At 70.8% G+C, this 13,800-nt stretch carries 9 protein-coding genes; 4 read left to right on the top strand and 5 right to left on the bottom strand.

Features of this window, described 5'->3' with window-relative positions; all coding sequences use genetic code 11:
- Positions 1–79: 79 nt before the first annotated feature.
- Positions 80–2,779: an RICIN domain-containing protein gene (locus tag ABZT87_RS02725; protein WP_355133191.1), complete on the bottom strand. Its 2,700-nt coding sequence runs from the start codon at positions 2,777–2,779 to the stop codon at positions 80–82.
- Between the two features lie 349 nt (positions 2,780–3,128).
- Positions 3,129–6,113 carry a glycoside hydrolase family 3 C-terminal domain-containing protein gene (locus ABZT87_RS02720; protein WP_355133189.1) on the bottom strand — a complete coding sequence of 995 codons (2,985 nt, stop codon included), beginning with the start codon at positions 6,111–6,113 and terminating at the stop codon, positions 3,129–3,131.
- A gap of 321 nt (positions 6,114–6,434) precedes the next feature.
- Here ABZT87_RS02720 and ABZT87_RS02715 point away from each other — a divergent pair, with 321 nt between their 5' ends.
- From ABZT87_RS02715 to ABZT87_RS02705, 3 genes are all read left to right on the top strand, one after another.
- Positions 6,435–8,093, top strand: a complete 1,659-nt coding sequence (locus tag ABZT87_RS02715) for a Na+/H+ antiporter (RefSeq protein ID WP_355133682.1) — start codon at positions 6,435–6,437, stop codon at positions 8,091–8,093.
- Positions 8,094–8,260: 167 nt separating this feature from the next.
- Entirely contained in the window at positions 8,261–8,893 is a 633-nt protein-coding gene (locus tag ABZT87_RS02710; protein ID WP_355133187.1) for a hypothetical protein, read from the top strand.
- Positions 8,818–9,264: a DUF418 domain-containing protein gene (locus ABZT87_RS02705; protein ID WP_355133185.1), complete on the top strand. Its 447-nt coding sequence runs from the start codon at positions 8,818–8,820 to the stop codon at positions 9,262–9,264. Before ABZT87_RS02710 ends, ABZT87_RS02705 begins: the two co-directional genes overlap by 76 nt.
- 204 nt (positions 9,265–9,468) lie before the next feature.
- Here the strand turns inward: ABZT87_RS02705 and ABZT87_RS02700 are convergent, their stop codons facing one another.
- Complete coding sequence (locus ABZT87_RS02700; protein ID WP_355133183.1) at positions 9,469–10,158, bottom strand: ElyC/SanA/YdcF family protein; 690 nt, start codon at positions 10,156–10,158, stop codon at positions 9,469–9,471.
- 151 nt (positions 10,159–10,309) lie between these two features.
- Between ABZT87_RS02700 and ABZT87_RS02695 the strand changes: the two genes are divergently transcribed.
- Complete coding sequence (locus tag ABZT87_RS02695; protein ID WP_355133181.1) at positions 10,310–12,463, top strand: UvrD-helicase domain-containing protein; 2,154 nt, start codon at positions 10,310–10,312, stop codon at positions 12,461–12,463.
- Here ABZT87_RS02695 and ABZT87_RS02690 read toward each other — a convergent pair.
- Together ABZT87_RS02690 and ABZT87_RS02685 are read right to left on the bottom strand one after the other, a co-directional pair.
- Positions 12,435–12,842: a hypothetical protein gene (locus tag ABZT87_RS02690; RefSeq protein WP_355066943.1), complete on the bottom strand. Its 408-nt coding sequence runs from the start codon at positions 12,840–12,842 to the stop codon at positions 12,435–12,437. The two genes, ABZT87_RS02695 and ABZT87_RS02690, sit on opposite strands and share 29 nt — an antisense overlap.
- Positions 12,843–12,856: 14 nt before the next feature.
- On the bottom strand, positions 12,857–13,759 hold the full coding sequence (locus tag ABZT87_RS02685; RefSeq protein WP_354855172.1) for a ParA family protein: 903 nt from the start codon (positions 13,757–13,759) through the stop codon (positions 12,857–12,859).
- Positions 13,760–13,800 lie beyond the last annotated feature (41 nt).

Genomic DNA, 13,800 nt, shown 5'->3' with positions numbered 1-13,800 from the left:
GCCCCGACGAGGCGTGGGCGGTGACGCGGACGGCCCGGGGCCGGGCCGCCATCGGCCCGGCCCCGGTGTGGTCGGTCGGTCAGCTCCGCAGGCTCCACTGCTGGTTCGGGCCACCGTTGCACGACCAGAGGATGATCTTCGTGCCGTTCGCGCTGGCGGCGCCGTTGGCATCCAGGCAGAGCCCGGACTGGCCGTTCGTGATGGTGCCGTTGGCGTTGACGTTCCACTGCTGGTTGAGCCCGCCGTGGCAGTCCCAGATGATGACCTGGGTGCCGTTGGCCGTACCGGCCCCGGAGGCGTCCAGGCACTTGTTGCCGTACACCATCAGTTGCTTGCTGGCGGTGGAGGTCCACCGCTGGTTCGTGCCCCCGCCGCAGTCCCACAGCTGCACCTGGGTGCCGTTGGTGGTGGAGGAGTTGGGAACCTCGACGCAGCGACCGGACTGGCCGCCCACGAGCTGCCCGCCCTGCTGACTGCCGCCGCCGCTCTGCTGCCGGACGATCGAGGTCGATTCGGCCGACCGGTTGCCCTGTGCGTCGACGACGTAGAGCCGGTACTCGCCCTGACTCGTCGGCACGGCGATGGACGTGGCGGTGCCGGAAGCCCTGGTCATCGTCGGCCCGGCGGTGAAGGTGGTCGTGCCGTACGGAGCCAGCCAGACCGACTTGGTGGCGTCGCCGGTGCTCCGGATCGGGATCGACGCCGTGGCACTGGTGACGAACGTGCTGGCCGGCAGCACATAGTTCGGTGCGGAGAAACTGCTCGCCGGGATGATGTCCCGGTAGGCGTCCTCCAGGCCGGAGTTGGCCGCGATGCTGTACGCCGCCGCCGGCCAGACGTAGTCGGAGGAGACGATGATGTCGCCGATCGTGCTGTTCGGCAGGTTCTTGTTCGAGACCTTGTTGATCGGGCCGTAGATCTGCGTGATGGTCAGATCGTGCTTCCGCCCGAAGTCGTCCGAGTTGATCATCCAGGTGACGTTCTTGTCGATGCTCAGAACGTTGTCCCGGAAGGTGATGTACGCCGACCCCTCGTCCGGGTGCAGTCCGTACTTGTGGCCCGAGGGCACGCCCTGGAGGTAGTTGTTGGTGATCGTGGTCCCGGGCTGGCTGCCCAGCGTGTAGATCGGCGCCGTGTCGCTGAGGCGCTGGACGGTGTCGATGATGTGGTTGTAGCTGATGGTGTTGTTCCGCGCCGTCGTGGTCGGCCGGTTGGGCACGATCGAGCCCGATGACCCGTCGAAGTTCCACCAGCCCCAGCCCATCGTGATGCCGGACCAGGGGGCCTTTTCGATCCGGTTGCGCGAGATGGTGAGGGTGTCGGCGAAGTACGCCGAGATGGGGCTGTGCCCGTTGAACAGGACGGCGCTGTCGTAGATGTAGTTGTTCTTGATGTCGATGTTCTTCGGCAGCCCCTCGACCTGCGGGGAGTACTTCTCCCGGTTGGTCGACGTGCCGTCTCCGATGTAGACGTGCTGGGGATGGCCGACGTTGACGGCCGACCCCGCGATGTCGTTGGTGTAGTTCCCGATCAACTGCGTGCCCTGCACGTCGTTGACCATGCTGATGCCGTCGGCGCCGGTGTGTTGGATCCGGTTGCGTTGCAGGAGGATGCCGTCGGCGTTCTGCACCTGGACGATGCCGGGAGTGACGTCCACGTTGCGGTAGTAGTAGACGTGGAAGTTGCCCTTGGCGTACACCTGGGCGCCGAGGTTGCCTTGCTGCGCCTGCTTGAAGGACGAGCCGGCGACGTTGAACAGGTTCCAGTCGGAGTGCTGCACCGTCAGGCCGGAGAACGTGATGTTGCGCGCGTGGCTGCTCGTCGAGGTGCCGGCGACCCGTAGCAGGGTGGTGACGTTGTTCGGCGCGTAGACCGCGGCGGTCGACATGTTCTCGGCGCTGGCCTTGTAGTAGTAGACCGTCTTGCTGCCCTTGTCGAAGTAGAACTCACCGGGCGTGTCCAGGAACTCGTACGCGTTCATGACCTTGTGGCTGCCACCCACCTGGGCGTTGCCGTTGAACGCGCCCTGCGCGATGGCCGCGCCCGGTTGCTGGAACAGGGCCACCCGGCTCGCGCCGTCGGAACTCGTGGTCACCTGGCGGACTCCCACGATGGCCGTGGTCCAGGTCGTCCCCGTCTCGATCTCCAGGTCGTCCTGGTTGCGGGCGATGGCCGGGAAGTCGTTCAGGTTGTACTTGGCGCCGTCGCACTGCGAGCCCGACTCCCACGCCCAGGCGGCCTGGCCGGCCGTGATGGTGTAGGTGCCGTAGCACCCGCCCGAGCTGATCGTCTTCGACGCCATGTACGCCCGCTTGTCGTTGACGTAGAGCGCCCGCAGCTTGGTGGAGCGGTCCAGCGGCGCCTTCCAGATGTTGCCGCTGTGCTGGGTCCAGCCGGTCACCTGGACGCCACCGTCCAGGACCGGGGCCTCGCCGGGATAGGCGGCGTAACTGATCCGGTACCCGTTGGTGCCGGAGTCGCTGGCGCCGAACTCGACGGTGCTGGTGACCGGATATCTGCCGCCGCGCAGGTACACGTTGATGTCGCCGGTCATGTTCGCGTTCACAGTGCGAACGGCGTCCCGTGCGCGTTGCACCGTCTTGAACGGCGACTGGAGGGTCCCCGCGTTGCTGTCGTTCCCGTCCGGGGCGACGTAGTAGGTCTCCTGAACAGCGGCCGCGGCCGGGCGCTGCTGTGACATCACGGCCGGCACCGTGGCGGCGATGAGCATCGCCGCCGCGATCAATGCCGTTCGGGTGGTGGATGCGGCTGTTCTCACGTGCTGTCCTTCCTGGTCGTCGATGTGGTGCCTGAGGCGTGTATCGAGCGACGAGCAGGGAACAGCGACGCCACTTAGGACCGGCGGGGGCACCTGCCGCCCGGCCGCACTCTTTGCCAATCGCTACGAACTCTCTCCCGGAGCGTAGGTCACACGTGTGACGACTGCAATACGAGATTGTAACCTGTCTATGCGTAAATGCGGTCCAAATAGGGCAAAGCAACCAGCCTGCCCATGTCCCCTCATCGGATCATCCGATGAATTCATCGACAGGACGCTCCCGGCAGGGCAGCACGATCTGGGACGGCTCGGACCGGGGGCGAACGCCACCCCGGCCCGAGCCAACTCGTCACCTGAGGGAGAAGTCCGCCAGCCGCAGCGCGGAGTTGAACACCAGGTACACGTCGTGGGTGCCGGCGGTCCGGGCCACCTCGGCGCTGACGTTCACGTACCGGTAGTCGTCGCCGGTGCTGGGCACGGTGGCCGTACCGAGCAGCCGGCCGGTGGGCGAGCCCAGCCGGACCTGGATCGTGCCGGCGCCCGCCACCGCCCTGGCGACCCTCGCCGTGAACGTGCGGGCACCCGGGCGCAGCACGGAACCGGCGAAGGAGATCCACTGACCGGCGGCGGTGGCGCCGACGGCCGTACCCTGTGCCTTCGTCTCGTCGACGAGCCGGACCCCCGCGTACCGGTCGAAGTTCTCGGCCCGGGTGGTCCGCGAGAGGTCCCGGGCCGGGATCGTCTCACCGCGCACCGCGACCGCCGTCCGGGCCCGGATGTCCTGCGCGTTCGCGCCGACCAGCAGGTCGTACGTGGACGACTCGACCACCCACCGGCTGCGGGTGACGTCCCAGTTCGCCAGGTCGGCGACGGGCAGCCGGAGCGTCACGGCCCGGGTCTGCCCCGGTGCGAGCTGCACCCGCTGGAACGCCTTGAGCGCCCGGATCGGGGTCTTCACCCGGGAGGTGCGCTGGTGGGTGTAGAGCTGGACGACCTCGGACCCGGCTCGGCTGCCGGTGTTGGTCACGTCGACGCTGACAGTGATGGTGCCGTCGGCCGCGACCGAGCGGGCGTCGGTGCGGGGCTGGCCGTACCGGAACCCGGTGTACGACAGCCCGTGGCCGAACGGATAGAGCGGCTTCGCGCTGCTGTAGAGGTAGGTCTGCCCGGACGAGATGATGTCGTAGTCCAGCAGGTCCGGCGGTAGTTGCCGGTCCGAGCGGTACCAGGTCTGGGTGAGCTTGCCGGACGGGTTGCGGTCGCCGAACAGGACGTCGGCGACGGCGTGCCCGGTCTCGGCGCCCGCGTGGGTGGTCCAGACGATGGCCGGGACGTGCTCCTGCTCCCATCCGATGGTGACCGGGTAGCTGGTCTGCAGCACCAGCACTGTGTGCGGGTTGGCCTTGGTCACGGCCTTGACCAGCGCTTCCTGGCCGGCGCTCAACGCCGTCGAGGTCCGGTCGTGCGCCTCGCGCCCGTTGATGAACGGGTTGCTGCCGACGACCAGGACGGCGGTGTCGGCCGCCCTGGCCGCCGCGACGGCCCGGTCGACGCCGCTGCTGATCACCTCGCGGTCGAAGTGGGTCGCGTCCGCCGCGGTGGACGCGCCGAGCGTGAGGGCGCCGTCGTCGCCGACCGTGACGTACGTGTTGGCGCCGAACCAGCTCTCCTGGGTCTCGTAGCCGGTGTAGCGCAGCGCGACCGTACCGTCGGCCTGCGGTTCCAGCGTGAACTGCTGCTGGACGTACCAGCCGTTCGGCTGCTCGTCGCGGGTGATGAAGGGCCCCCAGTTGTAGCCGAGGTAGCGGCCGTTGGCGGCGTTGCGCAGCGTCACCACACCCTGACCCCAGTCCACCGCGTCGAACTGGGCGGCGAGCGAGGCGGTGGCACCGGTCGCGGCGACCGGGTCGGCGTCGGTGGTGCCGGTGGCCGTGACGTACCGGCCGGTCGCCGGGTCCTTCAGGGCGATCCGGTCCGCGCCGTCGAGCCCGCTGACGCTGGCGGAGCCGCCCAGCCGCTCGCGGATGCCGTCCAGCGCGGTCACCTCGTACGGCAGGTCGCCGCCGTACCAGTCGGAGTAGAGGGTGTCGGCCAGCGGACCGAGCACGGCCACCTTGCGGGTCCGGGACGGGTCCAGCGGAAGAGCCTGCCGCGAGTTCTTGAGCAGCACCATCGCCTCGCCGGCGGCCTGACGCGCCAGCCGTTGGTGTTCGGGGCTGTTGATGACGTCCGGGGTGATGCCGCCGTAGCGACCGCCTCCCGGGTCGAACTCGCCCAGGCGGAAGCGCACGTTCAAGGTCTCGCGGATCCGGGCGTCGATGTCCGCCTCGGTGAGCAGGCCGGAGGCGAGGGCCTGCTTGATGGCGGTGACGGTCGGCAGCGCGTTGGTGTCGTCGGTGATGAAGCTGTTGAGGCCGGCCTTGATGATCGCGGCGTTCGCCTCGGGCTGGGTGGCGTAGTAGCCCTGCGAGGCGACCAGGTTGTTCGGCGCCCAGGCGTCGGTGACATTCATCAGCGGCTGGTCGGTCCAGCCGCGCACCACCGTGGCCAGGTCCGGGTCAACCGTGGCGGGACGGCCGTTGACCAGGTTGTACGAGGCCATCACCCCGGTCGCCGCGTCGGCGGCGATGGCCGGCCGGAAGGCCGCGCGGTCGTACTCGTTGAGCACCCGCGGGGGCACGTTGGACGAGGTGACGTCGCGCCGGACCTCGTTGTTGTAGGCCAGGTAGTGCTTGAGGGTCGGCGCGCTCTTGAGGTGGTCCGGGTCCCCGCCGGTCATCCCCGAGCCGTACGCGGTGGAGATCTTCGCGGTGAGCAGCGGGTCCTCGGAGTAGCCCTCCTCGTTGCGGCCCCACCGAGGGTCGCGGAGCAGGTTGACCACCGGCGCCCAGAGGTTGAGACCCCAGACCCGGGGGTTCTGCGCGTGGTAGCCGCGCGCCTCGTCGCCCACGGCCGAGCCGACCCGCTGGATCAGGTCGGTGTCCCAGGTGCTCGCCATGCCCACCGGCTGCGGGAAGGACGTGCCGCGAGCCTTCACGACCGCGCCGTTGTTGTCGATGTCGGTCGACCAGGCGACCCCGTGCAGCGCCTCGGTACCGGTCTTGAACAGGCCGATACCCAGCCGGGGAACGGCCGGCTGGTACTGGTGCAGCCACGAGATCTTCTCGTCCAGGGTGAGCCGGCCGAGCAGGTCGTCGACCCGGGCCTGCACGGGCAGGTGTGGATCTCGGAACGGGTAGGTGGGTTCGGCGTGCGCCGCGCCGGGGACGGCCGGTAGGACGAGCAGTGCGAGCGCGAGCGCGGTGATTCCGCGCCGAAGGCGCCTGTTCCGCATGCGGTTCTCCTCATGTCGTACGACAGGCGCCAGGGGGCGCCGAGACCGGCGTGGCCAGGCTCGACACCCGGCTGACGGGCCTGAACGACGAATCGTCGAAGCGCTTCGACGACCCGGCCGCGTTGACCACGGCCATGAATGTGGTGATCGCCAGACTATAGACGTACACCTATGGGCGAGCAATACCGGCCAGCGGACCCGGCCGGGTCACCCCCAACGCCGACCGGGGCTGGGTTGATCTAGCGGGTACGCTCGTCACCGCTGGTGCGGCCCGCGCCGCGCGCCGATCCAGGGGGACGTCACCAGGTGAGCGCCCATTCGATGGTGTTGTTCGTGCTCGCTGCCGTCGCGGTCATCGTCGCCGTGCGGTGGGTGGCGTCGCGCACCGGCCTGCCGGCGGCGGCGCTGCTGCCGCTCATCGGCATCGCGTACGCGCTGCTCCCCGGCCCCAACGTCAGCCTCGACCCCGAGCTGGTGCTCATGGTCGTGCTGCCGCCGCTGCTCTACAGCGCCGCACTGGACTCCTCGCTGCTGGACATCCGGCGGAACCTGCGCATCGTGGTCAGCCTGTCCGTCGTCCTGGTGCTTCTCACCGGAGTGCTCGTCGGCATCGGGTTCCACCTGTTCGTCGCCGGGGCGACGCTCGCCGCCGGAATCGCGGTTGGCGCCGCGATAGCTCCGCCCGACCCGGTGGCCGCCCTGGCGGTGGGCCGGCGCGTCAACCTGCCCCCGAAGATGGTCACGATCATCCAGGGCGAGGGGCTGCTGAACGACGCGACGGCGCTGACGATGCTCAGCGTGGCGGTGGCCGCCGCCGTCGGCGGGACGTTCTCGTTCCCCGCCGCCGTCGCGCAGTTCGTGCTGGCGGCAGTCGGTGGCGTCGCTGTGGGTGCGGCCGTCGCCTGGGCGAAACGGCTGGCCCGACCTCTCACCGCGGACCCGTTGCTGTCCAACGCGATCTCGCTGGCGACACCGTTCGTGGCCTACCTGCTGGGCGAGGCGCTGCACGTCTCCGGCGTGCTCGCCGTCGTGATCGCCGGGCTGATCGTCGGTCACCAGACGCCGCAGGTTGGGTCCGGGGCCGCCCGGCTGCAGACCAGCGCCGTGTGGCGGCTGGTCGACTTCCTCCTCGAAGGCTTCGTCTTCCTGCTGATCGGCCAGCAGCTTCCGGAGGTCGTCAAGGGACTGCGCCAGTACGACACGTCGACCATCATCATCGCCGTCGCGGTGTCCGTGGGCGTGGTGCTGCTCCTGCGCCCCGCCTGGCTGGTGATGACGCAGTCGCTCCCCCGCTCCCTGCACACCCGCCTGGGTGGCATCTCCGAGCAGGACGACACCGACGAGCCGAGCACCGCACGGCAGATCGCCCGGGCCGACCGCAACGCCCGCCGCCTCACCTCCCGGGAGGTGGTGGCGCTGAGCTGGTCCGGTACGCGCGGCGTCATCAGCCTGGCTGCGATCTTCACACTGCCGCTGACCACCGACGACGGGTCACCCTTCCCCGACCGCGACCTCCTGCTGTTCTGCACCTTCGTGGTCGTGCTCGTCACGCTCGTCGGGCAGGGCCTGACCTTCGCACCGCTCGTGCGGATGCTCGGCCTGCGCGCCAACGAGACGGACCAGGCCCGCGTACGCAACGAGGCCCGTTCGGCGGCGGTGGAGGCCGCCCTGGCCCGCCTCGACGAGGTCGCCGCCGCCGAGCCGGACAGCGCGGTGGCCGTCAACACCACCCGGACCCAGTTGCTGGCCCGCCTGGCGCGCTACCGCGGGCGACTCGACCTGCTCGAGCAGAGCGGGTCAGAAGAGCTACCCACCTCCCCGCAGTACGAGACGGCGCTGCGGGTCCGCCGCACGGCCCTCGACGCGCAGCGCGAGGAGTTGGTGCGCTGGCGGGACTCCGGTCGGCTGCCGGACGAGGAACTGCGGGTCCTGGAGCGGGAACTCGACCACGAGGAGCTGCTGCTCCCGAAGCGGCAGTAGCCATCCCGGCCGGTCGGTTCGCCGGCATTCGTTCCACCTTCCACCCCGGGGGTAGGGCCTGCCCCACCGGCGACCTTCCCGCTCACCGGCTGTCACCTGGACAGGCCGTTTCATAGCGTCACGGAGGAGCCATCGAAACGATTTCCTGTTCGCCACGGGGTGGTCGCGTGACGTTCTCCATCGAAGACCCGCCAGCCGTGGATGACGGGTCGCCCGGGACGTTCTCCCGGATCGCCGACGTCGACGCGCTGCGCGCCGTGGCGCTGCTCCTCATCCTGGTTGTCAACATCGCCTTCTTCGCCTCCGGCTACCCCTTCCATCTGGTCCCCGATCCCGCCCACGACTCGTGGGGCGACCAGGCGGCCCGGTGGGTGGTCGAGGCGCTCCTCGCGATGAAGGCGTACCTGCTCTTCTCCTTCCTGTTCGGCTACAGCTTCACGCTCCAGCTCGACTCCGCCGCTCGGCGGGGCGTCGACTTCGCTCCCCGGTTCCGGCGACGGCTGGCCGGGCTCTTCGTGCTCGGGATCCTGCACGCGGTGCTGTTGTTCCAGGGCGACATCCTGACCACGTACGCACTGCTCGGCCTGGTCCTGCTCGCCACGCGAAGAGTCGCCGTCGGGACCGCCCTGCGCGCCGCCGTACTGCTGACCGGCGGAATCGGTTTCGTCCTCGCGCTCGCCGGCTCCTCACCGACGTCGTCGGGAACCGGCGGCTCCTGCGTCGGGTGCAGCAGCTGGGCTATCCGATCGGCCTGGCCGGTGCGGTGGTCTTCGCCTCGGGTGGGGGCACCGCCAACCTGACCGGACTGACGGTGGGCGTACTCACCGCGCCGCTGCTCGCGGCCGCGTACGCCGCCACCCTTCTTGAGTTCTTCCAGACCGACCGAGGACGGCGGGTGGTCGCCGTACTCGCGCCGGCCGGACGGATGTCCCTGTCGAACTACCGGGGCCAGTCACTGCTCTGCGTACTGGTCTTCACCGGCGTCGGGTTGGGTCTCGCCGGTGCCGTCGCACCCCCGGTCGTCCTCCTCATCGCGGTCGCGATCTACGGCGTGCAGCTCGCCGCCAGCGCGGCGTGGATGGCCCGGTTCCGGTACGGACCGGTGGAGTGGCTGTTGCGGGCCTGGACCGAGCAGCGGTGGCCACGGCTGCGGGCCACGGGCCCGGCCTGACGGGCCCGCCCTGGCCGTCCGGACAGGACGGTCAGGGCCGTCTGTCGGTCGTCTGCGCTGGCTGTGCGGCGTCGGCGAGAGGCTGGGACGACGAGGGGAACGTGATGGCGAACAGCGTGCCGTGGTCGAGGTGGCTCGTGACGTCGATCGTGGCGCCGTGCGCCCCCCGTCACTGCCCCTCGCGCTGGGTGGCGTGCCGCCGGTTCAGCCTCGCAGGGCGTCGTCGACGCCTGTCTCGTACCGGCCCAGGTACACCGGGTCACGCCCGGACAGCACGTCCCACGCCGCCTTGTCGGCGGCGCCGTACTCGCGCGCGACGCCCCGGCGCCACAGCGGCGCGTACCGCTTGGCCGTCTCGTCGCCCACGCCGTTGGCCTCGACGCCGAGGGCCCGGCAGAGCGTGACAGCCCGGTCCAGGTGAAAGGACTGGGTGACTACGGTGGCCTGGCGCACCCCGAAGATCTGCATGGCCCGGGCGCAGGAGTCGTACGTGTCGAAGCCGGCGTGGTCGAGCACCACCTTCTGGTCGGGCACCCCCCGGTCGACCAGCCACTGCCGCATTGCGCCCGGCTCGTCGTACCCCCAGTTCATGTGGTCACCGGAGACCAGGATGGCATGGACCTTGCCGGCCGTGAGCAGTTGCCGCGCGATCTCCAGCCGGGCGGCCAGGAACGCCGACGGCTGCCCGCCGGGGTCGACCTGGGCGCCCAGCACCAGGGCCACCGGCGCCTCGGGAACGTCCTCGACGGTGAAGGTCCGGCCCTCCGCGCCAGAGCGGACCCACACCACGCTGCCCCCGGTGACCGCGCCGGCCAACACCGCCCCGAGCGCCGCCACCAGCAGGGCGCGGCGCAGCCAGCGTGCCCGGTGGGCGCCACGAATCGCACTGAGCACTCGACGAAGACTCGACACGGCCCCAGTATCGCGGCTCGGGCAAGGACGGTGGGTGTCCATCCACGGCCGACGCGGGGTCGGACCCGACCGGTACGGTAACCGGATCGAATCCCGTCGGTCCCACGGGCCGGCTCGGGTGTGGGGAGGGTGCGTGACGTCCAGGGCTGCCGAGATCGCCGCCGAGCAGGCGTACTTCGATGCGGCGGCGGCGCACCGGAACCGACGTCGCGATGACCTGCGGCACCTGCCGTCCGCCGCGGCCCACTCCGGCGCCGCCGCGCACCTGCGCCGGTACGCCGACGCGGCGCGGCGGGCGTTGGGTGCGGCCGACGAAGCGGTGGCGTTCGGCCGGGTGGACGCAGAGACGGGCGACACCTGGTACGTCGGGCGGCACCTGATCCGGGACGCCGAGGGCGAGGTGCTGGTGGTCAACTGGCAAGCGCCGGCCGCCGCAGGCTGGTTCGAGGCCACCCCGGAAAACCCAGCGGGGGTACGTCGCAAGCGCGCCTTCATCTGCGCCGGGAACACGATCGAGGAGGTCGCCGACACCATCCTCGCCGAGATCGCCGAGGCGGTGGACGCGCAACTGCTGGCCGATCTGGCCCGGGGGCGTACCGGCACCATGCGGGACATCGTGGCCACCATTCAGGCCGCCCAGTTCGCCCTGATCCGCGCCCCGCGCGACCAGGTGCTGGTGATCGAGGGTGGTCCCGGCACCGGCAAAAGCGCCGTGGCACTGCACCGGGTGTCCTGGCTGCTGTTCCAGCACCGGGACGACATGTCGGCGCAGGATGTGCTGGTGGTCGGGCCGCACCCGACCTTCGTCCGGTACATCGGCCAGGTGCTGCCGACGCTGGGCGACGACGGGGTGGAACTGCGCGACGTCGGCCGGCTCGGCCCGGATGTGCCGCGGGGCCGCACCGAGCCCGACGCGGTCGCCCGGATCAAGGGCGAGGCCCGGATGGCGGGTCTACTGGCCCGCGCGCTGGACGCCCGGATCGGCGCCCCGGACCCGGCCGAGCGGCTGCTGGTCGGCGGCCGTTTCGTCACCCTGCCCGGTGTCGAAGTGGCCGAGGCGCTCGCCGCGGCACGGGCGGCGACCCTGCCGTACGGGGGCCGCCGTGGGCTGCTGCGCGACCGGCTCACCGCCCTGGTCGCCGCCCGGACCGGGCTGGACCCGGCCCGTTCGGAGGCGGTAGGCAATCTCACCGACCGGCTCTGGCCGCCGCAGACCCCGGCCGGCTTCCTGCGTGACCTGCTGGGCTCCACCGCGCGGCTGCGGGCAGCCGCCGGGGACGAGTTCACCCCGGCGGAGGTGGCTGCGCTGCACCGGCGTGGCGCGGACCGGTTGTCCCGGGAGACCTGGTCGGCAGCGGACCTGCCGCTGTTGGACGAGCTGGCGCACCTGATCGACGGGCCGGGCCGGCGGTACGCGCACGTGGTGGTCGACGAGGCACAGGACCTGTCCCCAATGCAGTTGCGCGCGGTGGCCCGACGCAGCGCCACCGGGTCGCTGACGGTCGTCGGTGACCTCGCCCAGTCCACCGGCAACTGGGCGCGCGACTCGTGGGACGAGGTGCTCACCCACCTGCCGACCGTGCACCCGGCGAGGATCACCCCCCTGCGGTACGGCTACCGCGTACCCCGCCAGGCGTACGAGACGGCGGCGCCGCTGCTGCCGGTGGCCGCGCCGGGCGTGACACCGGTGGAAGTGGTCCGGGACGGGCCGGCGGACACCGGCGTGCACCGGGTGGGCCTGGCCGAGCTGGCCGGCCGGGCGGTCACGGTGGCGCGGGGGCACGCCGAAGCCGGCCGGTTCGTCGGCATCGTCTGCCCGCCCCGGCAGCGGCGACCGGTCGAGGCGGCGCTGGCCGCGAACGGGATGACCTGGAGCAGCGCCGACCGGGGCGAGTTGGGCGGCGCGGTCAACCTGATCAGCCCGCAGGAGGCCAAGGGCCTGGAGTTCGACGCGGTGGTGGTGGTCGAACCGGTGGAGATCGTGGCCAGTGACGAACGCGGCCACCGGCTGCTGTACGTGGCGCTGACTCGCACGACCGGGCACCTGGACATCGTCTGCACGGGCGACCCGGTGCCGCTGGACGCGCCAGTCCGGCCCCGGCCGTCGATGGACGACCCGGCGGACGCGACGTTCACCCGGCGGGAGGCGCACCGGCTTGCCGAACATCTCGCCGGTCAGCTCCGCGGCGCGGCGCCGCCGGCGTTCTGGGCCGACGTGCTGGCCGAGCTGCGGGCCAGCCTGCTGCCGGAGGACGCGGTCAGTTCCGGGCGGCCGACGGACGGCTGATGGCGGCCGAATCCAGCCGTCGGCCCACCGTCCACTGCAGGATGTCCTGCTCGATGTCGGCCTTCTTGGCCTTGCTGGGCACCGCGATGCCCAGCTCCCTGGCCAGCGCCCGCAGCTTCACCACGGTGAGCTTCAGGTCGGCGAGGTAGCGGGCGCCGGCCGCCCGGTCGCCGATCGCCGCGAGGTCGGTGCGGACCCGGTTGGTGTCCACGCCGGCCGAAGCCGCCGTCGTCGTCCGGGCGGCGGGCCGGGCCTTGTCGACGACGGCGAGCTTCGCCGCGCCGTCGGCCAGGGCGGCGAGCTGGTCGGCGGGCAGCGCGCGGACGAACTCCGCCACCCGCAGGAGTACGGCGTGGGCGAGGTCGGCGGGGTCGGACACCGGTGGCTCTCCTTCTAGGGGCGGGTGCGGGCCAGGAACTCGCTGGCCAGCTGCTGGAGCTCGTACTGCACCTTGTCGTTGGCGTTCGGCACCAGCACGGCGGGCAGGTGCCGTTCACCGGCCGTGCCGAACAGGGTCTTGTTCTCCCGGATGGTCTGCCGGAACACCGGGACCTCCAGGTTGTCGGTGAGCCGCATGTAGTTGCGGGACGCGGTGATCGGACCACCCGCGGCGTACTGGATCATAGTGAACACCACGCCCAGGTACTGCGGGTCGATGGTCGGGCCGGGGGCGGCCACCCGGTTGAAATCGCGGACCAGCTCGGAGACCTTGCTGCGCAGGTAGTCGATGCCGAGTGTGGACAGGTAGTCGGGCTTCGCCGGGGTCAGGATGTGTTCACTGGCCACGATGGCCGTCCGGGTGACCATGGTGAAGTTGGGCGCGCAGTCGATCAGGATGTCGTCGTACCCGGCGAACTCGTCGGTGGCGAGCGCGTCGGCGAGCGCCCGGTGCAGCGGCAGGAAATGCGGGCTGCCGTGCTGAAAGCGTGACCCGCCGAGGGCCGCGGCGAGGTCCAGATCTACGTCGACGAGCTGAAGGTGGGAGGCGATCAGGTCGAGCCGGCCGCCGTCGGGCAGCAGCGCGTTGACCGGCTCCGGGGTGAGCACGTACGGGTGCAGCGCGCCGGTGGGCTCGTCGGCAAGCACCGAGCCGAACCACTGCAGGATGGTCCTCTCGTACGCGAGGTCGGTCTCCCACTCGGCGGCCGGATAGAACGAGAAGGTGAGGCTGGCCTGCGGGTCCAAGTCGATCAGCAGCACCTTGCGGCCACGGGCGGCGAGCTCGGCGCCGAGGTTCATGGTGATCGTGGTCTTACCGACCCCGCCCTTGTAGTTGATGACGGACGTGATGCTCATGCCGGTCCCCGCATCGCGACATGATCTCAGGAACGGGTAGC

Source organism: Micromonospora sp. NPDC005237, assembly GCF_040607775.1.
Classification (GTDB): Bacteria; Actinomycetota; Actinomycetes; order Mycobacteriales; family Micromonosporaceae; genus Micromonospora.
Note: the sequence above shows the minus strand (reverse complement) of the source record. Positions and strands in the feature narration are given on the sequence as shown.

Excerpts from the sequence above, each read along its gene's own strand:
- ABZT87_RS02715 (WP_355133682.1), top strand. The coding sequence starts at position 6,435 with ATGGTGTTGTTCGTGCTCGCTGCCGTCGCGGTCATCGTCGCCGTGCGG.
- ABZT87_RS02720 (WP_355133189.1), bottom strand. The coding sequence starts at position 6,113 with ATGCGGAACAGGCGCCTTCGGCGCGGAATCACCGCGCTCGCGCTCGCA.
- ABZT87_RS02685 (WP_354855172.1), bottom strand. The coding sequence starts at position 13,759 with ATGAGCATCACGTCCGTCATCAACTACAAGGGCGGGGTCGGTAAGACC.